Annotated in this window: 18 protein-coding genes; 13 read left to right on the forward strand and 5 right to left on the reverse strand. The window is 67.8% G+C overall.

Annotation, left to right across the window (positions count from 1 at the left end):
- Positions 1-16 precede the first annotated feature (16 nt).
- The gene (locus ACFV8T_RS24695; RefSeq protein WP_385331183.1) at positions 17-634 is read right to left on the reverse strand and encodes an HhH-GPD-type base excision DNA repair protein; all 618 of its coding nucleotides are present in this window, start codon (positions 632-634) and stop codon (positions 17-19) included.
- 210 nt (positions 635-844) lie between these two features.
- Here ACFV8T_RS24695 and ACFV8T_RS24700 point away from each other — a divergent pair, with 210 nt between their 5' ends.
- Positions 845-1,654 (forward strand): DUF4157 domain-containing protein, encoded by an 810-nt coding sequence (locus tag ACFV8T_RS24700; RefSeq protein ID WP_385331186.1) that lies wholly within the window; start codon positions 845-847, stop codon positions 1,652-1,654.
- Between the two features lie 122 nt (positions 1,655-1,776).
- On the opposite strand, the gene ACFV8T_RS24705 is transcribed toward ACFV8T_RS24700, so the two are convergent.
- Positions 1,777-3,111, reverse strand: a complete 1,335-nt coding sequence (locus ACFV8T_RS24705) for a hypothetical protein (protein WP_385331190.1) — start codon at positions 3,109-3,111, stop codon at positions 1,777-1,779.
- A 210-nt stretch (positions 3,112-3,321) separates the two neighbouring features.
- Here ACFV8T_RS24705 and ACFV8T_RS24710 point away from each other — a divergent pair, with 210 nt between their 5' ends.
- The 4 genes from ACFV8T_RS24710 (at position 3,322) to ACFV8T_RS24725 (ending at position 9,162) form a co-directional block, all read left to right on the forward strand.
- Entirely contained in the window at positions 3,322-3,948 is a 627-nt protein-coding gene (locus ACFV8T_RS24710; RefSeq protein ID WP_266416590.1) for a response regulator transcription factor, read from the forward strand.
- A gap of 198 nt (positions 3,949-4,146) precedes the next feature.
- The gene (locus ACFV8T_RS24715) at positions 4,147-6,234 is read left to right on the forward strand and encodes a VWA domain-containing protein (RefSeq protein ID WP_385331193.1); all 2,088 of its coding nucleotides are present in this window, start codon (positions 4,147-4,149) and stop codon (positions 6,232-6,234) included.
- A 28-nt stretch (positions 6,235-6,262) separates the two neighbouring features.
- Complete coding sequence (locus ACFV8T_RS24720) at positions 6,263-7,087, forward strand: DUF4255 domain-containing protein (RefSeq protein ID WP_385331196.1); 825 nt, start codon at positions 6,263-6,265, stop codon at positions 7,085-7,087.
- On the forward strand, positions 7,084-9,162 hold the full coding sequence (locus tag ACFV8T_RS24725; protein WP_385331199.1) for an ATP-binding protein: 2,079 nt from the start codon (positions 7,084-7,086) through the stop codon (positions 9,160-9,162). Before ACFV8T_RS24720 ends, ACFV8T_RS24725 begins: the two co-directional genes overlap by 4 nt.
- Before the next feature lie 68 nt (positions 9,163-9,230).
- On the opposite strand, the gene ACFV8T_RS24730 is transcribed toward ACFV8T_RS24725, so the two are convergent.
- Together ACFV8T_RS24730 and ACFV8T_RS24735 are read right to left on the reverse strand one after the other, a co-directional pair.
- Positions 9,231-9,548 carry a helix-turn-helix domain-containing protein gene (locus tag ACFV8T_RS24730; protein WP_383765750.1) on the reverse strand — a complete coding sequence of 106 codons (318 nt, stop codon included), beginning with the start codon at positions 9,546-9,548 and terminating at the stop codon, positions 9,231-9,233.
- Complete coding sequence (locus ACFV8T_RS24735; RefSeq protein WP_385331203.1) at positions 9,545-9,910, reverse strand: type II toxin-antitoxin system RelE/ParE family toxin; 366 nt, start codon at positions 9,908-9,910, stop codon at positions 9,545-9,547. Before ACFV8T_RS24735 ends, ACFV8T_RS24730 begins: the two co-directional genes overlap by 4 nt.
- Positions 9,911-10,348: 438 nt before the next feature.
- On the opposite strand from ACFV8T_RS24735, the gene ACFV8T_RS24740 reads away from it, so the two are divergent.
- The 7 genes from ACFV8T_RS24740 (at position 10,349) to ACFV8T_RS24770 (ending at position 17,587) form a co-directional block, all read left to right on the forward strand.
- Positions 10,349-11,143, forward strand: a complete 795-nt coding sequence (locus ACFV8T_RS24740) for an alpha/beta fold hydrolase (RefSeq protein WP_385331205.1) — start codon at positions 10,349-10,351, stop codon at positions 11,141-11,143.
- Positions 11,140-12,402: a cytochrome P450 gene (locus ACFV8T_RS24745; RefSeq protein WP_385331208.1), complete on the forward strand. Its 1,263-nt coding sequence runs from the start codon at positions 11,140-11,142 to the stop codon at positions 12,400-12,402. The genes ACFV8T_RS24740 and ACFV8T_RS24745 overlap by 4 nt, the downstream gene beginning before the upstream one ends.
- 149 nt (positions 12,403-12,551) lie before the next feature.
- Positions 12,552-13,199 carry a DUF433 domain-containing protein gene (locus tag ACFV8T_RS24750; protein ID WP_385331211.1) on the forward strand — a complete coding sequence of 216 codons (648 nt, stop codon included), beginning with the start codon at positions 12,552-12,554 and terminating at the stop codon, positions 13,197-13,199.
- Positions 13,087-13,575: a toxin-antitoxin system, toxin component, PIN family protein gene (locus tag ACFV8T_RS24755; protein ID WP_385331214.1), complete on the forward strand. Its 489-nt coding sequence runs from the start codon at positions 13,087-13,089 to the stop codon at positions 13,573-13,575. Before ACFV8T_RS24750 ends, ACFV8T_RS24755 begins: the two co-directional genes overlap by 113 nt.
- A gap of 874 nt (positions 13,576-14,449) precedes the next feature.
- The gene (locus ACFV8T_RS24760) at positions 14,450-14,902 is read left to right on the forward strand and encodes a hypothetical protein (protein WP_385331217.1); all 453 of its coding nucleotides are present in this window, start codon (positions 14,450-14,452) and stop codon (positions 14,900-14,902) included.
- A gap of 25 nt (positions 14,903-14,927) precedes the next feature.
- A complete protein-coding gene (locus tag ACFV8T_RS24765) occupies positions 14,928-16,262 on the forward strand; it encodes a hypothetical protein (protein ID WP_385331220.1) in 1,335 nt (444 codons plus the stop codon).
- A gap of 773 nt (positions 16,263-17,035) precedes the next feature.
- Positions 17,036-17,587 carry an SUKH-4 family immunity protein gene (locus ACFV8T_RS24770; RefSeq protein ID WP_385331223.1) on the forward strand — a complete coding sequence of 184 codons (552 nt, stop codon included), beginning with the start codon at positions 17,036-17,038 and terminating at the stop codon, positions 17,585-17,587.
- Between the two features lie 8 nt (positions 17,588-17,595).
- On the opposite strand, the gene ACFV8T_RS24775 is transcribed toward ACFV8T_RS24770, so the two are convergent.
- Positions 17,596-21,405, reverse strand: coding sequence for a hypothetical protein (locus ACFV8T_RS24775; protein ID WP_385331226.1), 3,810 nt, complete (start codon positions 21,403-21,405; stop codon positions 17,596-17,598).
- A gap of 438 nt (positions 21,406-21,843) precedes the next feature.
- On the opposite strand from ACFV8T_RS24775, the gene ACFV8T_RS24780 reads away from it, so the two are divergent.
- The gene (locus ACFV8T_RS24780; protein ID WP_385331229.1) at positions 21,844-23,394 is read left to right on the forward strand and encodes a phage tail sheath family protein; all 1,551 of its coding nucleotides are present in this window, start codon (positions 21,844-21,846) and stop codon (positions 23,392-23,394) included.
- Positions 23,395-23,399 lie beyond the last annotated feature (5 nt).

The following is a 23,399-nucleotide window of genomic DNA, read 5'->3' on the forward strand; positions in this document are numbered from 1 at the left end:
GCCGCGGGCCGCGGCGCTACTGCTCGGCGGCGCGTTTGGCCGCCTTGGCCGCCTGCTTCGCGTGCTGTTTGTACGCGCGGACCTCGGCGAGCGATTCCGGGCCCGTGATGTCGGCGACCGACCGGTGCGAGCCGGCCTCCCCGTACGGTCCGGCCGCCTCTCGCCAGCCCGTCGGCCGGACCCCGAACTGCTTGCCCAGCAGCGCCAGGAAGATCTGTGCCTTCTGGGTGCCGAACCCGGGCAGTGCGTTCAGCCGTTTCCGTAGCTCCGCCCCGTCGGAGACATCGGTCCACACCGCGCTCGCGTCGCCGTCGTACTCCGCCACCAGGTACTGGCACAGCTGCTGGACCCGCTTGGCCATCGAACCGGGATAGCGGTGCAGGGCGGGCTTCGCGGTGAAGAGCTCGGTGAACGTCTCCGGGTCGTGGGCGGCGATCTCATGGGCGTCCAGGTCGTCCGCACCCATCCGCTGCGCCAGGGAGTACGGGCCGGAGAAGGCCCACTCCATCGGCACCTGCTGGTCCAGCAGCATGCCCACCAGAGCGGCGAGCGGGCTGCGCGCGAGGAGCTCGTCCGCCTGCGGCTCCTGGGCGATCCGCAGGGTGATGTGCTGGTCCTTGTCGCTCTTGGTCATGCCTTCGATCATCCCGACGGCGGAGCGGCCCGGCCACTCCGCCGGCCGGCGGTGCAGCCGTTTGCCGTACGGACGGATCGGGTGCCCGAAGGGGCAGGACCGGCTGCCCCCGGCCGGCGGGGTCCGGGCTGGACGGGGCAGCGGGGCGTCGTGAAGGTGGAGTGGTGAGGCCATCACGACGCGTCTTCGACCGGGGCGCGGGCAGGGGAGATGACGATGCACGCACAGGAATGGGACCAGGAGCACGACCACGAGCGGGATCACGGACACGGGCATGAGCACGACGAGCCCGTGCACGCGTCGAGGGCGTCCGGGGGCCGGGAGGCGGCGGACACCCCGCACCTCTACCGGGCGGCGGCCGCAGGTCGGGCCGATGTGGTCGGGGCGGGCGGCATGAGCGTGCTCCAGCGAGCGGTCGGCAACAGTGCCGTGAGGTCGATGCTCCAGCGCAAGGAGGAGGAAGAGCGCTCCCCCGTGCACGATGTGGTCTCGTCGGGCGGAGGACAGCCCCTGGACACCGACACCCGGGCCGATCTGGAGGGCCGGATGGGCGCGGACTTCTCCGACGTACGGATCCACACGGACTCCGCCGCCCACGAGTCCGCGAAGGGCGTGGGCGCTCACGCGTACACGGTCGGCAACAACGTGGTCTTCCAGCGGGACGCCTACGACCCGTCCTCGCCGCAGGGCCGCACCACGCTGGCCCATGAGCTGACCCATGTGATCCAGCAGCGCAACGGGCCTGTGGAGGGTACGGAGGCGGCGGGCGGGATCCGGGTGAGCGACCCCTCCGACCGCTTCGAGCGGGAGGCCGTCGCGAACGCCGACCGGGTGCTGTCGGACCCGGCCCCGGCTTCGGACCCGGCTCAGGCTCCCGCTTCGGCTCCGGCAGCGGGGGCGGCCGCTGTGCAGCGGGCCGCGACGGAGGACGAGGACGAGCAACCGGCCGATGTACAGGGCTCCTTCGTGCAGCGGGCGAAGGAGGGCGCGGAGGAGGAGGAAGAGGCTCCGCCCGAGTGACGGGCCTTCGGCGGACGGTGCCTCGTGGCCCGTCCGCCGTATCCGTCCGCGAGTCCGCCGCGCCCGTTCGCCGTATCCGTCCGCCCGTCCACCGCCCGTCCACCGCCCGTTCGCCCGTCGTGTCAGTCCGCCGTGTCCGTCTTCATCGTGCCGCCGAGGAACAGCGACTCCGAGCACCGCGAAGGCGTCGGCGCGTTCACCGGCTTGCCCACCTTCCGGCAGTCGACCGTCATCGTGACCTTGCCACCGGCGGACACCATGATCGGGGTGACGAAGTGGTAGTCGGAGTCGCGGAAGTTCTCCATCGCCAGCCGGAGCACGGGCGCGTCCCGGCCCGAGGAGACCACGAGCGTCCCCGCGTCGCCCTGCGGGTTCTGGACCACGATGTCGGTCAGCTGGAACGTGTGCCCGCGGGGCACCTGCAGGGCCGTCGAGGTGTTCGACCCGCCGCCCACCGAGTCCCTGACCTGCACCTGCGCACTGGTCGGGGCCGCGGCCGACGCGTCGGAGGACGCGTCGGAGGACGCATCGGGGCTCGGTGAGGGGCTGGGCTTCGGCGAGCCCCCGTTCGCCCCGGAGGAGTCACCTCCGCCCGACGCCGCGCCGGCCGAGGAGCCCTTGTCGGGGGCCTTGCTCTTGTCGGCCGCGGCTGCGGACCGTACCGCGTCCGGTGTGATCGCCTCCCGGGCCGCCGACTTCACGGCCGGGCGCAGCAGCGCGTACCAGAGCCCCACCAGCGCGATCAGCAGAACGGCCGCAGTGATCAGCGCCCGGGGCAGCCAGCGCGGCAGGATCGGCTCCTGCTGGTACGAGCCGTCCACGACCACCGGGGCGACCGGGGCCTGGTCCTCGGCCACGTCCGGGGTGGCGACCAGCTGGAAGGGATGAGTGATCGGGATGCCGCGCCACACGCGCTTGGCGGGCCGGATCCGCACCTTCCCGAACTCCGCCCGCCCGGGGGCGATCTGCAGTGTGTCCGCCGCGAACGAGACCCGCGCCCGCTCCGTGCCCGACTGAGCCCCCAGCCGTACGGTGACCGGGGCGTTCCCCCGGTTGTCGACGGCGAGTTGGTGCCTGCCGCGCCAGGCGCCGTGCGAGCTGCGCGGTACGAGTTCGGCGGTCGTCTCGGTGAAGGGAAGTACCGTCACCCGGCCTTCGGGCACCACCGTGTCGCCCTGCTCGCTGGTGGGCACCACCCGTATGCCGAAGGGCGTCTCCCCCGCGAGTACGGTCGAGTCCCGGGGCGGACGCAGCATGAGGGAAACCGTCTGCGAGTCGCCCGGATACAGGGAAAGCGTCGCAGGCTCGACCGTCGACCAGGCGGCACACGCACCGATCACCTCGAAGCGGTACTCCTCGACGGTGCTGCCGGAGTTCAGGATCCGCAGGGGGAGGGCCGTCTCCTCGCCCGGTGCGGCAGTGACGGACGATTCGTCGAGGCTTGCCGTGAGACTCATACGGCGCACCGTAGGTTCGCCACCGAACCCCGACATCGACCGTGAAGGAACACTTCCGGGCAGATTCCGTGCCCGGATCGGCTTTTTTGTTTCCCTGTAAGGAAACGCGGGCATCTTTTGACCGCCTCAGACGAGTGAGGCAAACGAAAACAGCCGTGTTGGTTGTGTTCGACGTGACGCCATCGGCTGTTGCCCAGGGGGAGCATTGCCATGGAGCGCACCACTGTCGCATTACGGGCCCAGGACCCGATCTCGCAAGCGGGCGTGGCCAGTCAGTTACGTACCCGACCCGAAGTCAGCGTGATGGAGTGGGGGGAGGGCGATGCCTCCCCTCAGATCGTGATCGTCGTCGTGGACACGGTCGACGAGGCGGTGTTGACGATGCTGCGCCACATCCAGCGCACCAGCACCTCGCGCACCGTTCTGGTCACCACGGACATCGACGAGCAGAAGCTGGTGAGCGCCGCGGAGTGCGGTGTCGCCGGTGTGGTCAGGCGCTCCGAGTCGACTCCGGAGCATCTGGTGCAGGTCATCGGGACGGTGGCGCGGGGCGAGGGCCATCTCCCTTCCGACCTGCTGGGAAGGCTGCTTGAGGAGGTGGGCCGCCTCCAGGGGCAGGTGCTCGGCCCCCGCGGGCTGCATTTCACCGGTCTCGCGGCGCGCGAGGTGGATGTGCTGAGGCTGGTCGCGGAGGGGTACGACACCGCGGACATCGCGACGAAGCTGGCCTACTCCGAGCGCACCATAAAGAACGTGCTGCATTCGGTGATGACCCGGCTGCAGTTGCGGAACCGCTCGCACGCGGTGGCCTACGCGATGCGGCAGGGACTGATCTGATCAATCCCGCCCGCGCGGGTGCGTACGGCGCGGGTACGCACGGCGCGGTTACGTACGTCGCCTCGCTAAAGCCCCCGCTGCCCTTTCGGGCAGCGGGGGCTTCCCGAGGGTGTGACTCCCGCACCGCTGTGCGTCCGCCGCCGGTGCAGGACCCTGACGTCCGGTGTGCCGATCGGGCGAAGGTGGGGGAGGACTTCCGTGCGCTGGTTCCAGCCGCTTCGGCGGGTGCCGCGGTCGCGGCCGGGCGGGCCGGGCCGGGCCAGGCCGTCCGCCTCGCGCCGCGCGCTCACCGCGCTCCGTGTCCCGGCCCTCGCGCTGCTTCTCGTGGCCACCGGCATCGCCCCCGGTTCGGCCGTCACCACCGGCACTCCGGCGGTGGCGATGCCCGAACCCTGGGTCACGCCCGCCGAGTTCACCGACGCGGTCGACCCGGGCGGCTCCACGGGCGTGGACAAGCAGGTGCGTACGCCGGCGATTCCGCCGAGGCCGGATGTGATCCTGCTGGTGGACGGCACGGGCAGCATGGATGTCCCCATCCAGCGGGTGAAGGAGCGGATCCCCGCGATCACGAAGGCGATCCGCGACGAGCAGAAGGATTCGCGTTTCGCCGTGGCCACCTTCGGCGACCAGCAGGTGGACCCCGACGCGGGTTTCAAGGTGCTGCAAGGACTGACCGACGACCTGGACGAGGTGCAGGCAGGCGTCAACCAGCTCAACTCCGACATGGGCGGCTTCAGTATCGGCCCGCCCGAGGACTGGATCTACGCCCTGTGGAAGCTGGCCAACGGTGGTGACGGAAAGACCGTGTTCCGCCCCGACTCCAGCCCCGTCATCGTGCTGGTCGGCGACGCGTCCAGCCACGATCCCAGCAACTACAAATATTCTTTCAGCGACGCCGAGTTCGCCCTTCAGGACGCGGGGGTGCGGCTGATCGCGGTCGGTCTGACCAGCGACAGGGGCGACGGCCTCAACGGGAACGGCCGAATACCCGAGTACCCCAATGACGCAAAGCATGATCCGGACCAGGCCCGGCGACTGGCGACCGCCACCAACGGCCGCATGATCGAAGGCATCGAGGGCGATGACGTCGTGGACGCCATCATCGAGGGGTTCAACAACCTCCCCACCAATGTGAGTTATCGCCTGGACAACTGCGATCCGCATCTGTCCGTCAGCCTCGACCCACCGACCCAGCAGCTCACCAGCGGCGACACCGCGCACTTCGCCGAGAACATCGACGTCTCCGCGGACGCGCCCCAGGGCACCCGGCTGACCTGCACCGTCCAGTTCCTGATGGGCACCCAGGCCCCGGGCACGGACACGATCGGGCCGGCCGCGGCGGCCGATCCCGACTTCCAGGAACAGATCAACATTGATGTGAACGACATCGACGCGCCCGTCGTCACCGTGGACGATCTGATCGTCCGGGCCAAGGACAAGAAGGGCGCGCGGGTGACGTACGCCGCCACCGCCGAGGACGCCACCGACGGCACGCTCCCGGTGACGTGCAGCCCTGCCTCCGGTTCGCTCTTCCCGGTCGGCCGCACCACGGTGACCTGCTCGGCGACCGACTCCGCGGGCAATACGGGGACGGACACGGCGGATATCGAGGTCCTGGAGGCCCCCGTCCCGCCCTCGGCGGACGTGGCGATGAAGGTCGACGTCAGCCCGGACCGTACCTACACCGGCCGCCCGGCCCGTGCCCGCTTCACCATCACCAATGCCGGCCCGGACCCGGCGACCGGCGTGGTCATCGGTTCCACCTGGCCGAAACCGTCCAAGGGGAAGGACCGCAGCCTGCCCGCCCTGACCCGCTGCTCGGCGGCGAAACCGTGCACCGTCCCGGCCGGCGGCCGCATCGAGGTGACCCAGACGGCGACGTACCGCGCGGCGGTCACCGGGGACGTACGGGCCACCGTGCGCGGCACGCTGCCGGACCGCCGCGAGGCCAACAACCAGGACAGCGACCGGCTGCGCGTCCTGAAGCCCTCGCTGACCGTCACCCCGCAGGTCGCCAAGCCGGGCCAGCCGGTGCTGGCCCGCGGCAAGGACTACCCACCGGGCGCGACGGTACGTTTCACGTGGAACACCGGCATCACCCCCGGGGGAGCGACTGCCACGGTGGGCCGCGACGGCACCTTCGAGGTGCAGGTCCTGGTCCTGCGCAAGGACAAGCTGGGTCCGCGCAAGCTGAGGGCGGACTCGCGCGACCTCGACCGGCTGCAGAAACCGGTCCTGGTGGTGCAGCGGAATCTCCAGCCACCGGACTTCGCGGGCCGCGCATGAGCGCCGGTGACCGCACGGGAGTGATCAGGTGATCCACGAGGTCGACGACGTACTACGGGCGCTGATCAGGGCGGAGGTGCTCGAAGGCGGCCAGATCGCGGTGGTCTTCGACGCCCCCACCCGGGAATGGGCGGCGAAGGTCAACGCGCCCATGGTCAACCTGTACCTCTACGACATCCGCGAGGACATGCGCAGACGCGAGCGGGGTCTGCACAACGACTACGACGAGCGCGGCACGATCATCGCGCGTCGCCGCCCGCCCCGGTTCTTCAAGCTGTCGTACCTGATCACGGCATGGACGAAGCGCCCGGAGGACGAGCACCGGCTGCTCTCGTCGCTGCTCGGCTGCCTGCTGCGTTACGAGGCGCTGCCGCCGGAGCGGATGACCGGCACCCTGGCCGAGATCGGGGCGGCCGTACCGATGTCGATCGCGCTGCCGCCGCCGGAGGACCGCTCGTTCGCCGACGTATGGAGCGCGCTGGGCGGGGAGTTGAAACCCTCGCTGGACCTGGTCATCAGTGTGCCGGTGACGGCGTCGCCGAGCTATGTGGTCGGGCCGCCGGTGGGCGACGAGGGCTTGCAGGCCCGCTTCGGGGACGTGCCCGAGGACACCGAGCCCGTATCGGAACCGATGCCGGGCCGCGGGGGCCTCCCGGTGTACGGAGGCCGTCCGGGGCGGCCGGGGCGTCCGGGAGGTCCGGGAGGTCCGGGGCGTCCGGGTGGGGACGCCGCCTCGCCTGCTCCCGATGCGGAACGACGACGCGGCCTGTCCCTCCGCATCACGGAGACCCGGAAGGGCCGGGACGCTCGCGCGGAAGCCCGGAAGGGCCGTACGGAGGATGGCGCCGAATGACCGCCGCGGGTGAGAGAGCAGCGCCGAACGACCACGCGGGTGATCCGAACCTGCGCCATCTCCTCGCTCGCGCGGTGGCGGTGGAGCAGCGCATCCGACAAGCGGTCGAGGCCCGGCAGGTCACCGATCCGGACCCGGACGACGCCTTCCGCGGCCTCTACCTCACGGACGAGAACATCGCCCGCCTGCTGGACGAGGACGAGGCCCGCGCCTTCCCGCACCCCGTTCCGCCGCCCTCCGCTCCCGACTCCGGTGAGGCATCGGAGGAACGGTCCAGACTCACGTCCCTGGCCGCCGAGTTCGGACTCACCGCCCTGGACGTCGAGATCCTCCTCATCGCGCTCGTACCGGATCTCGACGATCGGTTCGAGGCGTTCTACGGCTACCTGAACGACGACGTCACCCGCCGCCGTCCGTCCATCGGCCTGGCGCTGGGCCTGTGCGGGCTGTCCCCCGCCGACCAGGTGGCGCGCGGCCGGCTGGCGGCCCGTGCCCCGCTCCGCGAGGGCCGCCTCCTCCTGGTCGAGGACCTGGACCGCCCGTTCCTGAGCCGGGCTCTGCGCGTCCCCGACCGGGTCACCGCGCACCTGCTGGGCGACGACACCCACGACCCGCGGCTGGCCGATCTCCTCGCCCCCTGGCACGCCGTACCGGGCGTCGGCGACCCGGCCCCGCTCGCCGGGGCGCTCGCCCACGGCGCCTCGCTGGCCTACCTCCGCGAGGACCAGGGCGGCGCGGGTACGGCGCTCGCCGCCTCCGCGCTGACCCGTGCGGGCCACCGGGTCCTGGGCCTGGACCTGGCGCGCCTCGCCGAGGACCCGTCCCCCGCCGAGGCGGTCCGCTCCCTGGTCCGGGAGGCCCGGTTGACCGGTGCGGGCGTGGTCTGCGCCCCGCTCGACGCGGTCTCCCGCGAGCACCCGGAGCTCCTCCGGCTGCTCACCGGCACCCCGGTCCCCACGATCCTGGTGGGCCGGGCCCCCTGGGACGCGGCCTGGTCCGCCGCCCCGCCCCTCCTCCTGCACGCCCCACGCGTGGAACCCTCCACCAGGGCGGCCCTCTGGACCGACGCGTACGACGCCCCCGTCCCCGGGACCATCGACGTGGACCGGCTGCTCGCGCCGTTCCTCCTCACCCCGGAACAGATCACCCGCGCCGCCCGGGGCGCCGCCCAGACCACCCATCTGGACGGCGGCACCCTCACCCCCGACCACGTCCGCCAGGGCGCCCGCGCCCAGAACGCGGCGGGCCTGGACCGCCTGGCCCGCCGCATCGAACCCACCGTCACCTGGAACGACCTGGTCCTCCCACCCGACACCCACGCCCAGCTCCGCGAACTCACGGCCCGCGCGAGGCACCGCGACCGGGTCCTGGGGGAGTGGGGCATGCGCCCCGGCGGCGGCAGGGGACGGGGCGTGTCCGCCCTCTTCGCGGGCGACTCCGGTACCGGCAAGACGATGTCGGCCGAGGTCATCGCCGCCGACCTCGGCCTCGACCTCTACACGGTCGATCTGGCGACGGTGATCGACAAGTACGTGGGCGAGACGGAGAAGAACCTGGAACGGATCTTCTCCGAAGCGGCGGGCGTGAACGGAGTGCTGCTCTTCGACGAGGCGGACGCGATCTTCGGCAAACGCTCGGACGTGAAGGACGCCCACGACCGCTACGCGAACGTCGAGAGCGCGTACCTCCTCCAGCGCATGGAGTCCTTCGACGGCCTGGCCATCCTGGCCACCAACCTCCGGGCCAACCTGGACGACGCGTTCACCCGCCGCCTGGACCTCGTCATCGACTTCCCGGTCCCCGACCCCGAACAGCGCCTTGTCCTCTGGGAGCGCTGCCTGGGCCCCGTACTCCCCCGGGGCAAGGACCTGGACCTCGCCTTCTGCGCGGAGAACTTCGAGCTGGCGGGCGGCAACATCCGCTCGATCGCGGTGACGTCCGCGTATCTGGCGGCGGACACGGACGAGCCGGTGACGATGCCGACGCTGATCCACGCGATCCAGCGCGAGTACCAGAAGCTGGGCCGGCTGACCCTGGCGTCGGAGTTCGGCCCGTATCTGGAGCTGCTGGCCTGAGCGCCCGACATCTGTTGATCGCCTGGAAGATCCGCTTGCTGTGCCCGACGAGCCGGTCGGGCTCAGCGTCAGGCGATCACGACACGGGAGCCGTTGAAGTTGGCAACGATCTCCAACTGCCCACCGAGCGCGGCAATGTACGCAGCGATGGTTCCGACCTCCGTGGCTGTTGTCCTCCCACGTTCGATGGCCGACACTCGCTCCTGCCGCACATGCATACGATCAGCGATCTCGCTCTGGGTCAGACCCAGTTGTTTCCGCATTTCGACCAGCCGATGCGCTCGCGCCTCGGCCACCATGCGATGGGCTCCGCGCTCGATCTCCTCAAGATCCTCGGCGTCGAAGACCTCATTCTTAACTTCGTCCCAGGAATGGAAAGTAGTCATTTCGACGTGCCCTTCTGCCGCTGAGCCAAGTGTGCCAACCAGTCGTCGTACCGCCCCTCGGCTACGGGGATCGACTGGCTGTACCACTCACGCCACCTTCCCGACTTGTTGCCGGCTACCAGTAGAACCGCGTTGCGGTCAGGGTCGAAGACGAACAGGATGCGAATTTCGCTTCTCCCGCCAGAGCCGGGCCGCAGTTCTTTGAGGTTGTGTATCGACGACCCTTTGATCCTGTCCACCAGAGGGCGTCCAAGGTCGGGCCCTTCCTCGACAAGCGCTTGGAGTGCCTGCCCCACAAGCCGAGCTGTGCCCCGGTCATCCTTTCGCAAGCCGAGCAGCCACTCGCGGACCTCGCCCACCATTTCAAGGCTCCAGGACATATACCCTCGCCGTATAGTACGTATGCATACTAGTACGCTGGCATGCTGTGGGCGAGGCGAGACCGAAACGTGTTAGTTGTCCCTCAAACGGGTGGCGCGCGGAGCCCCGCAGAAGCTGGCACGGTCTCTGTGCCCTGGTGTCGGGTCTGCTCGTCGAGGTGGACCTCACCATTGCACTGCCCGACTGAGTTCGCTGTTCACCATCGGGCTTCGAACGGCTTCCCCTGGCGGTCGACGTCAGCCCGTGGCTCCGTCCGGATGCGCCGGGCCGTACCTGGGGTTGCCGGAGTGATGCTGCCGGCCTGGCTTCAGAGGCATTTGCGTGGAGCCTTGCGCGAGATCGGGGTTGCCGCCACCGTGGTCAGGGCCGGGCCGGGCCGGTGACCGACCGGGCCACTCCGTACGGCGACAGGAGTCCGCGTGACCGCATTGCCTGTTCTGCCCCACGAACTGCACGGCGACGGCCCGCACAAGGTGATCGCGGTGCATGGCTGGCTCGCCGACCGCTCCGCGTACGCCCCCGTGCTGCCGGATCTGGACCTCGGTTCGTTCCAGTACGCGGTGGTGGACCTGCGGGGATACGGCGAGGCCCGGGACGTGGACGGCTCGTACACCACGGCCGAGGGGGCCGAGGACGTGCTCGCGCTGGCCGACCGGCTGGGCTGGGAGCAGTTCTCGCTGATCGGTCACTCGATGGGCGGTTCCGTCATCCAGCGGACACTGGCCGCCGCGCCGGGGCGGGTGCGCAGGATCGTCGGGGTCTCGCCCGTACCCGCGTCCGGCCTGCCGCTCCCGCCCGAGCAGTGGGAACTGTTCGCCGCGGCGGCGCACACCCCGCAGAACCGCCGGATCATCCTCGACACCACCACCGGGGGCCGGCGCCCGGCGGGCTGGCTGGACCGCATGGTGCGCCGCTCGGTCGCGTGCAGTGACGCCAAGGCGTTCCGGGCGTGGCTGGACTCCTGGGCGGGCGAGGACTTCCATGACCAGGTCGAAGGTTCGCCCGTGCCCGCTCTCGCCGTCGTGGGTGCGCTGGACCCGGCCCTGTCCGCCGAACTGCAGCGCGCCACCTGGATGCGCTGGTTCCCCCGGGCCGAACTGGTGGAGCTGCCGTCGTGCGGCCACTACGCGATGGACGAGGCCCCGCTCGACCTGATCCGCGTGGTGGAGGACTTCCTGCGGGCGGACGCGGAGGACGTCGGGGCAAACGCATGACCGGGTCCGTGCCGGACGTCTTCGACCCCAGGCAGTACGGGCGGGGCATCCCCCACGACCACTACCGCCTCCTGCGCGACCGCCACCCCGTGGCGTGGCAGGAGGAGCCGGAGGTGCTCGGCTGGCCGGCGGGCCCCGGCTTCTGGGCGGTCACCCGGCACGAGGACGTGGTCCGGGTCCTGAAGGACTCCGCGACGTACTCCTCGTACGTGGGCGCCACCCAGATCCGCGACCCGGACCCCGCCGACCTTCCGTTCATCCGCCGCATGATGCTCAACCAGGACCCGCCGCACCACCGGCGCCTGCGCGTACTCGTCAGCCGCGCCTTCACCCCGAAGCGCATCGACCGCTTCGAGGCCGTCGTCCGTGAACGCGCCCGCTTCCTGCTCAGCCGCGCGGTCACCGAGGCGCGGGCCGGCGACGGCACCTGCGACCTCGTCGCCCAGGTCACCGACGACTACGCCCTGCTCAACCTCACCGACCTGCTGGGCGTACCGGACACCGACCGCGCTCTCCTCCTCCACTGGACCCAGCGCGTCATCGGCTACCAGGACCCCGACGAGGCCGGGACCCCGGAGCTCGGCCCGGACGGCAAACCGCTCAACCCGCGTTCCCCGTCCGCCCTGCGCGACATGTTCGACTACGCCCACTCCCTGGCCGCCCACAAGCGCCGCCACCCCGCCGACGACGTGATGACGTCCCTGGCCACGGACCCCGAACTGACCGCTTCCGAGCTGGAGATGTTCTTCTTCCTGCTGGTGATCGCAGGCAACGACACCGTACGCAGCGCGGCCCCCGGCGGCCTGCACCTACTGGCGGAGAACCCCGAGGCGTACCGCCGCCTGCGCAACGGCGAGGTGGGGTTCGCGACGGCCGTGGACGAACTTCTTCGCCGCCACCCCCCGGTCCTCACCTTCCGCCGCACGGCCCGCGAGGACACGATGCTGGCGGGCACCCGCATCCGCACCGGCGACAAGGTGGTCGTCTTCCACGCCTCCGCCAACCACGACGAACGCGCCTTCCCGGACCCGCACGTTCTGAACCTCTCCCGGTCCCCGAACCCCCACGTCTCCTTCGGCGACGGCCCGCATGTCTGTTTGGGTGCGCACTTCGCGCGGCTGCAACTACGGGCGCTGTACGAGGAGGTGTGCCGGGCCCTTCCGGCATCGTTCGAACCTGCGGGTTCACCGAGGCGCCTGGTGTCGAACTTCATCAACGGTCTGAAGTCGCTGCCGGTGTGGGTGGGTGGCGCCTGGTAGCTGGTCCCGCCCCTGGCCTCACCCCCACGGGTGACCGGACAGAGAAAGCTGTCTGGTGGCATTCAGACCAAACGTACGGTTCCTGAACCGCTTGAGTCTGGGGGTGAGCCACTCGATGTGTAACGCTGGGCCTGAGGGAGGTGCCGTTGATGGTGAACAAGTTCCGGGACCCGATCATGACGCCGCTGGAGACCGCTCGGCATCTTCGAATCAACGAGAGAACGCTGTACCGCTGGCTTCACGAGAAGGCAGCCGGCGAGCCGCTGGTCCATGCCGTCGAGGCCGAGAAGAGGGGCGGGCCGTCGGTACCGTTCGTCGCCGTGGTCGAGGCGTACGTGTTGCACGCGCTTCGGGACCTGGGACTCAGCCTTCACAAGATTCGCGAGGCTGCGGAAGCTGTTCGGCGGGAGTTCGGCGAACCCTACGGGTTGGCCACGCGCAGGATCGCGACCGACGGCGTCGAAATCTTCGTGGACCACGCAGGCGATCTGGCACGGGCTCGCGATGGGCAACGGCCGATCCGCGAGGTCATCGAGGACTACTTGCGCTACATCACGTGGGAAGCCGACGGGCGGACCCCGCAGCGGCTGCGCCTGATGCAGTACCCGGATGTCGCCCCGGTGATCATCGATCCACGGTTCGGCTGGGGAGCACCGGTGGTTGCGTCCAACAAGGTTCAGGTGGATGCGATCGTCGACCTCTGGCGAGCGGGCGAGCCGCTGGAGGTCGTCGGCGACGAGTTCGGCCTGTCGCGTGACGAGGTCGAGGCCATTCTCCGAGCCGCCCAATCAGCCTGAGTTCCTGCTGGACCGCAACCTCGGCAAGACAGTGCCGGCTCGGCTGGTCGAACTCGGATGGCGCATCCATGTGATCGCCGAGGAGTTCCCGGACGATGCCCAGGACATCCCTGACGAGGCGTGGATCGCGTACGGCCTTGAACACGGGTGGCATCCGCTGTGCAAGGACGGCCGGATCAAGACACGTGCCCATGAGCGGCAACCGCTTGTAGACGAGGCCGGTGTCCTCTTCTACCTGGACAACCAGCAGTTACCGATTGCCGAAATGGTGCGCCGAATCCATGCGGCGCAGGACGAGATCTACCGCGCGGCCAGGAGGAAGGGACCGGCTTCCTACGCGATCGGAGCGGATGGCCTCCGGCTGACCTGGTCGTGACAAGGGAGAGCCCTGTCGGCCATCGGCTGATGCTCCGGGAAGCTGCTGGAGGACCAGTGACGGATCTGCCGACCACCGCCGGGGACGTCATTGCACGCGCCCATGACAGCCCCGTGTACTACCACTTCTTTTATTGGTCGTCAGCGAGCCGGCCGTTCAAGCTCCTGCGACACTCGGCGATCTCCGTTGTCGTGGAACAGCTCTTCAGGTCGAGGGCAGACACCGCTCACGGTGGCAGTTGCACGCGCAACGCAGGTACGCGAACGGTGGCTCGCCGGGCCTGACGCGGATGGCCTGTTCGCCGTGGCAGAGCCGGTGTGCTTCGGGCCATTCGTTGCTCGCAGCCCTGCACTCCGGTGAGCGGTACGGGGTATTGGAGCCCAGCCGGGCCGCAACACTCATGACCGACGTACGCCTGAGTCACACTCCGGCGAGCTCAGGGGAACCTCATCTGCGCCAGAGACCGTGAACAGGGCGCATTCCGGATGGGCGTGGACATTGGCCCGTGCCCCGCTCATCGAGAAGCCGTCGCCGACCACCTCGGCCTCGCCGGTGATGACTTCCTGGCAGTGGCAGCAGATCTTCATGACGTCTCTCGCTTCCCGCAGGTGTTGCAGCAGCGAGGGAACCAGACGGCGGTGCAACCGTGACCGCCCCTGCTCCTCGGGCCAAGGTCCACCGCTGTGCGCGGGGTCAGGGCGACATCGCACCACACGCAGTGTGCGCCGCGCTGCTGGGCCTGCGAGAGGCAGTCAGGGGCCGGAAGCATCCTGGAGCCGCGCGTATCGCTGTTCGTCCTGTAGGTGTCCACGCACCGACGGTCCCAAGCGTGGGAGCCTGACGGGAGACGACAATCTATGACACGGAGTTGATCATGCACACCGTGGCGATTACGGGCACTCGGTCAACAGACCATCGCCCGCAAGACGAGTACGTGGCGCTCTTTGCCGCGTACCTCGGGGCGTTCGCTCGCAGCGCCTTCTACATCGGTGGTGCAAAGGGCATCGACTCATGGGCTTTGCTGTGGCTGACGGAAAGTACATCCGCGGACATCACGATCGTCGTTCCGGGCACGGTGGCCCAGCAACCGGAAGAGGCTCAGCAGGCCGTCTCCCGTGCCCACAATGGCAACCGCATCAAGGAGATTGTCGAGCTCGGAGCTCCTGTCCTGTCCGCCGAGGCGTACCACGCACGCAACCGCTGGATGGTCGATCGTTCCGCACTGACGATCGGTTTTCCTCACGCGACTGAGCCGTCATCGGGTACGTGGCAAACCATCAACTACACCGCAGATCAGGGGAAGCCGCGGCTGATTGTCCCCGTATAGCGCCGGTCTGCGTCACGATGACGGGATGGACAGCTCAACCGCGGGCGCGGCGGCGCTGAAGAGGCTGAGGACTCGGCGCGGCCTGTCTTTGGCCAACATGGCACGTGCTTTGGCACAGATCGCTCAGGACCTGGACATGCCCAGGCTGCCGCAGGTCGCGAGTGTCCAGCGCTCGGTCGCGCGCTGGGAGTCGAAGTCGGCGACGATGCCCGACGAGCGCTACCAACTCCTGCTTGCCCATCTGTACGCGACTACGCCTGTCGGAAGCCGCTCGCTCGGGGCGGGATCGGACTTCGCGCGGTACCTCGATGCGCTGGGGGAACTCGGGGCGAGTAAACATCGGATCGAGGAGCTGCGGAGCACTCTGGTGGGGGTGGTGATGGATGACGGCGGCGGTCTGCTCACTCTGCTGGCACCCCAAGCCGGTGTCGGCCTGGGGCAGGCTCTCGCGGATTCGTCGCTCCTGGACATGGAGACCGTCGCGGGGCTTGCCTCTGTTGTTGCGGATGTCAACGCCCAGGTGGGGAGCCTCCCTTTCGTGCGCCTGCAACTGATGCTCGCTCCAGCGTTGGAGGCGTGCCGTCGGTTGATGGCCGGCGGACCACCCGAGCCGGTGCGCAAGCATCTGCGGAACGCGCGGGTAGAGGCAGCGACACTGGCAGGGCGCCTTGCGTTCGAGACGCGCGACGATGCCGCCAGCCGGGCTCTGTACGAGGAGGCGACCAGGGAAGCCGCCTACTTGGGACAACCTTGGCGACAGGCCGCGGTGTACCTGAGCCATGCGCTCACGGTCCTCCATGCGTCGCCCGATGTCACGAGCGCGGCTGCGCTCGTTGAGAAGGCGGTTCGAGCAGCTGGTGGTGGAGAAAGCCGGCTGATCCGTGCACGAGCGCATGCACTGCAGGCGGAAGTCGCTGCTCGGTCGGGCCAGGTCCGGCAATCCGGCGCTGCGCTTGGGCTGGCCTGGTACGACATCGAGCGGCAGTCCTCCGACGACCCCCTGCCCGGCGCGTTCTCTGCGGAGTACTTGCGGGGCTTCGAGGGTGTGTGCCAACTGCACGTGGGTGATCCGGTCGTCGCACACGATCAGTTCGCGGCCTCGGCCGGCTCGCTCGGATCTCCACGGCAAAAGGTGCAGCGCATCATCGTCACAACGGATCAGGCGCTGGCGAGGATCCGGCTCGGCGAGCCGCATGCGGCCGCCGATCTGCTGCACGAGTGCATCACGGCTGCAGATTCGACCGGTGGGAGGGTGCCCGTGATCCGCTTAAGGAGGGCCCGTCAGGAGCTTCGACCGTGGCGCCGGGAGGACTTCGTGGCGGCCTTGGACGACCACTTGATGGACGCGCTTGGCCGGTGACTTCGAGCAGCGGTTTGCCGTTCTGAGCGGCGAAACCGCATACACGATATCGAAGGATGAGGAAGGTGCCGTTGCTGGTGAAACAAGTTCCGGGACCCAATCACGATGTCGCTGGAGACTGCGCCGCATCTCCAAATCAACGAGAGAACGCTGGACCGCTGGCTTCGCGAGAAGGCAGTTGGCGAACCGCTGGTCCATGCTGTCAAGGCCAGGAAGAGGGGCGGGCCGGCGGTGCCGTTCGTCGACGTGCGAGGCGTACGTGTTGCACGCGCTCCGGGACCTGGGGCTCAGCCTCCACAAGATCCGCGAAGCTGCGGAAGCTGTTCGGCCAGAGTTTGGCGCACCTCACAGGTTGGCCACGCGCAGCATCGCGACCGATGGCGTCGAGATCTCCGTGGGTGGACTCCGCAGCGGGTGCGCCTGGTGCCGTATCCGGGTGGCACCCCAGCGATCCTCGACCCATGACTCGGCTGGGGCACAACCTTGGTCGCGTCCAACAAGGTCCAGGTGGACGCGATCGTCGGCACGACCCTCTTACCAGCGAAAATATCGACCCAACAGACTTTGCCTTAACCCTGCCCAGGGGCCGCAGTAGGAGCACCATCGGCTCGGCGTCCGCTGCTCTGTTCCAGGGGAACAGCATCTGGCTACACTTAAATCGGGCCGCTGACCAGCCGGAATATTGTAGCGGTGTTGGAGTACAGGGTTGTCCGTGCGTAGCTTTGTGTCTGCCTTTCGCACCGAGTTGGGCCAAATGCATCAGAAGGACGGAAATGGTCTCTCATGAACGTCTTGTAGAAACTTTCGGAGAAGATGCTTTTCTCCTTCCCGTTGAAGCGGTCCCAGAAGAACTACGACGGCAGCCCGCTGGGCAAACTCTGACGCATACCGGGCTTCCCAGGAACCTGCTGGATGCGATCTCTTCCGTACCCGGCCTGGAAGAGGGAATGAAGACGTACGGCGAGCATTGTGAAGATGTCGGCATCGAATCGGATGAGCGCGTTCACACAATGTATCGGATCGGCTTCGCGGGTACGGGAAGTATTCTTGTTGAGCCCGGCACTGGAGATGTCTACTACGCAGTCCCCGAAGCTGACTTTATTCGCCGGATCAACACGTCAGTCGACAGGTATATTGAGGCGCTTTGCACGCTGGAGAAAGAACGTGAACGCTTCGATTTTCTCGATGAAGAGGATGTCGCAGTCCAGCGGGAGGAGCTGTCCGATTTGCTGCGGGAATCCGATGAGGTTGCTTGGGGCGCCGCCTCTTCATTCTGGCGCTGGATCATTGAGCAGATCAGTGCGGACGATTATCGAGTATTCTGATGTGCGGGCTACCCGCCTGACATCAAGTCCTGTGCCGCCTTCTGTTCTGCTTCCTTGCGTTCCTGAGCCTGTTGCCGGATTTCCTGAATCCTCTCGTCGGCTACCAAGTCGTTTACTTGTTTTGCGCGATCCTTGAGTTGCTGGCGGAGGATTTTCATCTGCTGATCCGTTTTATGGACCCCACCGCTCTTGTCCAGGGCCTGGTAGTCCGGTCGTCGGGCCGCGAGCTCCGCGATCTCCGTTGCCGAGGGGTCGGCGCTGCTGTCGAAGGCGGAAATCTCTTTATCGTTGAAGTTTGTTGAGCGTATCGAATTAAGGGTTATCGCGTGAACTTGCACGCCTGCCCTTTCGAGGATGGCCACACCCAACTTTTGCGTATCATTCGTCGCACGTAACTGGTGCCATCGCATTTCGTCTGGGACTTGTGACGGGGTAACGGCACCGGCGCTGGCTCCGCTCTGTTTGGCTATATCCTTCTGTGCTTTTTCATACTCGATCCGAACTTCCTTGATTCGCTTGCGTGAGTCCTCTTCGCTGGTTCCCCAGAAACGCCTGACCTTCGGCTCCGGAAGTGGTTTGGAGGGATTCTTTTTCTGTGCCTCCGTGCGGGCTTTCTCAAGCTGCTCGTGGGTGATAAGTGATTTACTGGCAAACTGTTTGATGAGGTCGCCATTCCGCTTTCGAACCTCTTCGCTGATTACTGCCCCACCTCTGTACGGTGCTGTTACGTTGGCCTTGGCGGTGACAGTGGCCCCACGCTTCTCAATTTTTCTGACAAACTCTGCGATAAAATCTGCACAGTTCACACAGGAACTTCTGTTGATGAATAGGTCCATACTGATGACGACGCCCTCCAGACTACCCTCTCCGTAGGCTCCCCAGAGCAGCCGGTCGAAGGCCTGGATAACTTTTTCCTCCCCATGTGCCTCGGCGTAACTTCGCATGAATTTCTTGTCTGACGCCTCCATGTTGCTGCTCTCGAATGTCTTCGTGTTTCTGCTCTGCGCCACGCTTATTCCGCTCCATGAAATGATGCCTCGTGCATAGGTGGGCGGCGCCCACTCCTTCTTCTTATCAGCACCTCCATTGGGATTTACTTCCATCTTTGCCGCGGCCTCATTAAGTGTTGCCCAGCCCCTCACCTCATGGATCCATGGGAGTTCTGCAAATTTATCCCCAGGTAACGATACAGTGTCCATGTCGGAGGCAGAATATTCCGGGTTCACCTTCGCTCGAATGCGAACCGAATTTTGACCATGGGTCCCAGTGACAAAGGAAAGGCTGGTCAGTCCCTGGCGCTTGTAGCGGCTCTCTACCTCACGCAGTATGGACTTTGCCTGGGTCGGCGACACTCCACGTACGATGCGGCGGTTAGCCTCCTCCGCCGCTCTTCGGGCCAGTTGCGCAAGCTCTTTCTGAGACTTCCCAGCCTTGGGATCACGGGGATCCCCCTGCGTGTCTTTCCTGTCCTTCGTTTTGTCGTTCTTGCTCTTGAGTTTGTTCCAGAGGGCTTTGCCTTTTTTGGCGATGAAGTTGACGATTTTGTCGATGGCGCGGTTGACGGGTTTGGCGACGGCGTGGAAGACGGATTTGACTTTGTTGGCGAGGTTGCCGATGCCGAGGAGTGAGGCGAGGAAGCCGATCAGCAGCGGGACGCTGGCGGCGAGGGCGGCCTCGACCATCTTTGGGACGCCTGCCGAGCCGCCGTTGGCGATGGCGATGACCGAGTCGAGGACGGCGTTGACGAATTCGACGATCTGGGCGCCCTGGTTCACGATGAACGTGACGATGTCGATGATGCCCTTGACGGCGCGGACGAAGGCGGAGGCGGGGTTGAGGAGCGAGATGATCCAGGTGATCCCGGCGATGATGACGGTGGGGATCAGGTAGCTGGTGAGTTTTTCGAGGATGGTGGCCTTGAGATCGCCGGCCTCGGACTCGATTTCCTTGACGGCACCGGCGGGGCCCTCGGCGGCGAGTTTCTTCGCTACGGGGACGGAGGACTCGACGGCGGTCAGGGCCTGGTCGGGGATGCCCTTGCGGGTGATGCGGGCGCGGATGTTGGCCCAGGTCAGGCCGAGGAGGGAGCCGATGAGCTGGATGATGCCCTTGAGGTCGAACTTCTGGGGGAGTTCGAGGCCGGCCTTGACGGCGGTGCCCAGCAGCCAGGACACGACGCCGGTCTTGAGGTGTTCGGCGATATTGGTGACGAAGAGGTTGAGTCCGGCGCCGACCGCGCGTACGAGGTTGCCGAGAAACCCGATGGGGTCCTTGATGATCTTCATGATCGCGGAGGCGGCCTTGGCGAGGATGCCGAGCAGGAGGTTCTTCAGCTCGTTGATCGTCTTGATGACGCCGACGATCGCGTCCTTCGCCTTGTCGATCAGCCCCTTGTTGGCCTCCTGGAGCTTCTTGATCTCCTCGTCGACCTTGTTCAGCGCCGCTGTGTACTTCGTGGCCAGGTCCTGGACCAGTTGTTCGGACTTCTCGTTGACGGTGGCTTCGAGGTCGTCGAATTTGCCGGCGAAGTCGGTGGCGGCCTCCTGACCGAACTCGCGCAGGTCTGCGGGGAGCTTGTCGACCTCGGCCTTGAGCTCGGTGCGGCCCTTGGCGATGCGGGCCTTGGCCTTGCCCAGTTCGGTGCCGATGATGTCGGCGACCGACGAGATGACCATCTGCATCTTCGCCACGTAGAGCTTGCGGGCCTCCTGGAAGAGGTCGTTGGCCTCCTTCGGCATGCCCATCAGCTTGTCCTTGGCCCACTTCGCCGGGCCGAGCATCCCTGAGTAGCGCTTGTCCTTGTACTTCTTCATGCGGCGCTTGTGGTCGGCGGTGAAGGCGTCCCTCGCCGCCTTCTCGCCCTGGGTGAACGCGGTGTCGACCTTCTTGTCCAGGTCGGAGAGGGTTCCCTCGACGTCCTTCTTCGTCGTGTCGAAGACCTTCTGGAGCCTGGCCGTCACCTCGGCGCGTTTCTTCTCGTCCTTGGTCTTCGTCTCGCCCTTGCCGCCGTCGACCTGTTTGCCCGCCGAAGCCCGGGTCGCGGTCAGGGCGTTCATGGCCTGGGCGCCGGAGGCCGCCGCCCCGGCCTTGGCTGTGGAGAGTTGTTGGGTTTCGGCGGTTCTGCCCTTGGCGGGGGCCTTCGCGGAGTCCGTTTCCGCGGTCTTCTTCGCGGACAGAGCCTGGTCGAACTCCGGTTCGTTGCCCCTGGCGAGCTGGTCCTCGGTGACCTCGGCGTCCGCCATTGTCTGGTCGTTGGCGGCCGGGCCCTGCGAGAAGTCCGTGACAGAGGCGGGCTGTTGGGCGGGCACGGCATCGGCCGCGGACGGGGCGCCGGGGTTGGCGGGCGGTTGGTCGGGGGTCATCGGGGTGACGGGTTTGTCCTTGGCCGCCGATGTGTCCGGCGGGGCCTTGGTCGCCGTGTCGATGTCCTTGGCGGAGGACTCCTTCCCGTCCTTGACCTTGCCGTCGACCTCGCCCTTGATCTTGTCCGCCTTACCGGACTTCGAGAACTTGTCGGCGTCGTCGAGATTCTTCGGGGCCTGTGCGTCGATGGCCTTGTTCACCGCGTCGATGAACGCCTGCTTGTTGAACTCCCCCGGCTTCGCGGCGTTCATCTTCTCCGCGTTCGCCGCCTTGCCCTGCGCCTCCCTGTCGTCGGGGGGTGCGACGGCCGCGTCCTGCGCCGACTTCGACTCCGTGGCGGCCGGGACATGCGCGGCCAGGCGGACCCTTTTCGCCGCTACATCGGACTTGACCTTCCGGAAGCCGGGCGCCTGGGCGGGGGAGGGCTTTACCGGGGCCGTGTAGCGCTGGGCCACCAGGCGGGAGACGGCCCTGTTGCCCGCCGCGCGTTGCAGGCGTTGCAGGCTGCGGGGGTCGGGGGCGGGGCGGTCCCCGGACGGCCGGCGGGGTGGGGGTGCTTGCGAACGTGACACATCGGGCGTGACTGTCACGTTCCCCTGACGGGGGGTACCTCCACGGCCGGCCCCGGAGGAGGGGTCCTTCTCCGGAACCGCCTTCATCCGTCCTCCCGGCCGCACATGTGCCCTGTCGCCGTCCCAGGGTGTGCGCAGTGCCCATGCGGTGCGCAGGGCAGGCGCACCGCGGTCGGGGGCAGTGCCCGCCGGCACGTACAGCGCGGGGGCATTGCCTGATCGGGCAGCGGCCGGTGCACGGGTGGGCGGCCGAGTGTCCGTTCCCGGTGATCGCCGCTCTCGCAAGAATTGCGGGCGTTCCCCGGCCAAGGAGAGACTCACATGCCGTCGTACCTGTCCCCGGGCGTCTACGTCGAAGAGATCGAGTCCGGGTCCCGGCCGATCGAAGGGGTGGGCACCTCGGTCGCCGCCTTCGTCGGCTTCGCCCAGAAGGGCCCGTTCGACGAGCCGACGCTGATCACCAACTGGAGCGAGTTCGCCGGGACGTTCGGTGACTTCGTCGACGGTACGTATCTGGCGTCGGCCGTGTACGGGTTCTTCGCCAACGGCGGCGGCGTCTGCTACGTGGTGCGCATCGGTGACGGCACCGAGCCCCCGGTGGACGGGGAGGACGACCAGGGCGCCGGGCAGCTGCCCGCGGGGTCGGAGACACAGCTCGGGCCGTACGCGGTGAAGCCCCGCCCCGGTGTGACGGGAGAGGTGACCGTCGAGGTGGCCGAGGCGGAGGGGGACGATCCGCCCTCCGACGTCTTCCAGCTGATCGTGAAGCGGGACGGGCAGGTCGCGGAGACGTACCCGGGCGTCACGACCAAGCGCAGCAAGGAGAACGTCGCCACCCGGGTCAACGCGAAGTCGGAGCTCATCGAGATACGCGAGACGGCCCGCGGAGCCGCCCCGGCCAAACCCGGGCCGCAGAGCGTGACCCTGGCCCCCGCCGCGCCCGCCTCACCCGACGCCGGGGCACTGACCCCCGAGCTGTACGTGGGCGACCCCGACCGTCGGACCGGGATCGGCGGGCTCGAAGCGGTCGAGGAGGTCACGACCATCGCCGTGCCCGACCTGATGAGCGCGTACGAACGCGGGCTGCTGGACCTGGAGTCGGTGATCGCCGTGCAGCAGGGGCTGATCAGCCACTGCGAGTTGATGGGCGACCGCGTCGCCATTCTCGACCCGCCGCCGGGACTGAGCCCGCAGCAGATCCGCGCCTGGCTCACTGACCGCGCCAACTTCGACTCCAAGTACGCCACGCTCTACTACCCCTGGATCCGGGTCGCCGACCCCGCGTCCGGACGCGCCCGGCTCGTCCCGCCGAGCGGCCACATCGCCGGGGTCTGGGCGCGCAACGACGAGTCGCGCGGTGTGCACAAGGCCCCGGCCAACGAGGTCGTGCGCGGGGCGGTCGCCCTCCAGACCCAGCTGACCAAGGGCGAACACGATCTGCTCAACCCGATCGGGCTGAACTGCATCCGGTCCTTCCCCGGGCGCGGCATCCGGATCTGGGGCGCGCGCACGCTGGCGTCCGACCCGGCCTGGCGCTATCTGAACGTCCGGCGCCTCTTCAACTACCTGGAGGAGTCGATCCTCGCCGGCACGCAGTGGGTCGTCTTCGAGCCGAACGACGACGCCCTGTGGGCCCGTATCCGGCGCACCGTCTCGGCGTTCCTGGTCAACGAGTGGCGCAAGGGGGCGCTGTTCGGGCTCACTCCGGAAGAGGCGTTCTACGTCAAGTGCGACCGCGAGACCAACCCGCCGGAGAGCATCGACGCAGGTCAGGTCATCTGCGAGATCGGGGTGGCACCGGTCAGGCCGGCCGAGTTCGTCGTCTTCCGCCTCTCCCAGCTGACCGGGGGCACCGGCGGCGTCGACGAGTAGCGCCG

It is taken from the genome of Streptomyces sp. NPDC059832 (assembly GCF_042731715.1).
Classification (GTDB): Bacteria; Actinomycetota; Actinomycetes; order Streptomycetales; family Streptomycetaceae; genus Streptomyces.

What these genes read in the sequence shown, in the direction of transcription:
- ACFV8T_RS24695 (WP_385331183.1), bottom strand. Translation starts at nt 634, where the DNA reads ATGACCAAGAGCGACAAGGACCAGCACATCACCCTGCGGATCGCCCAG.
- ACFV8T_RS24700 (WP_385331186.1), top strand. Translation starts at nt 845, where the DNA reads ATGACGATGCACGCACAGGAATGGGACCAGGAGCACGACCACGAGCGG.
- ACFV8T_RS24705 (WP_385331190.1), bottom strand. Translation starts at nt 3,111, where the DNA reads ATGAGTCTCACGGCAAGCCTCGACGAATCGTCCGTCACTGCCGCACCG.
- ACFV8T_RS24710 (WP_266416590.1), top strand. Translation starts at nt 3,322, where the DNA reads ATGGAGCGCACCACTGTCGCATTACGGGCCCAGGACCCGATCTCGCAA.
- ACFV8T_RS24725 (WP_385331199.1), top strand. Translation starts at nt 7,084, where the DNA reads ATGACCGCCGCGGGTGAGAGAGCAGCGCCGAACGACCACGCGGGTGAT.
- ACFV8T_RS24730 (WP_383765750.1), bottom strand. Translation starts at nt 9,548, where the DNA reads ATGACTACTTTCCATTCCTGGGACGAAGTTAAGAATGAGGTCTTCGAC.
- ACFV8T_RS24735 (WP_385331203.1), bottom strand. Translation starts at nt 9,910, where the DNA reads ATGGTGGGCGAGGTCCGCGAGTGGCTGCTCGGCTTGCGAAAGGATGAC.
- ACFV8T_RS24745 (WP_385331208.1), top strand. Translation starts at nt 11,140, where the DNA reads ATGACCGGGTCCGTGCCGGACGTCTTCGACCCCAGGCAGTACGGGCGG.
- ACFV8T_RS24750 (WP_385331211.1), top strand. Translation starts at nt 12,552, where the DNA reads ATGGTGAACAAGTTCCGGGACCCGATCATGACGCCGCTGGAGACCGCT.
- ACFV8T_RS24755 (WP_385331214.1), top strand. Translation starts at nt 13,087, where the DNA reads ATGCGATCGTCGACCTCTGGCGAGCGGGCGAGCCGCTGGAGGTCGTCG.
- ACFV8T_RS24760 (WP_385331217.1), top strand. Translation starts at nt 14,450, where the DNA reads ATGCACACCGTGGCGATTACGGGCACTCGGTCAACAGACCATCGCCCG.
- ACFV8T_RS24765 (WP_385331220.1), top strand. Translation starts at nt 14,928, where the DNA reads ATGGACAGCTCAACCGCGGGCGCGGCGGCGCTGAAGAGGCTGAGGACT.
- ACFV8T_RS24770 (WP_385331223.1), top strand. Translation starts at nt 17,036, where the DNA reads ATGGTCTCTCATGAACGTCTTGTAGAAACTTTCGGAGAAGATGCTTTT.
- ACFV8T_RS24780 (WP_385331229.1), top strand. Translation starts at nt 21,844, where the DNA reads ATGCCGTCGTACCTGTCCCCGGGCGTCTACGTCGAAGAGATCGAGTCC.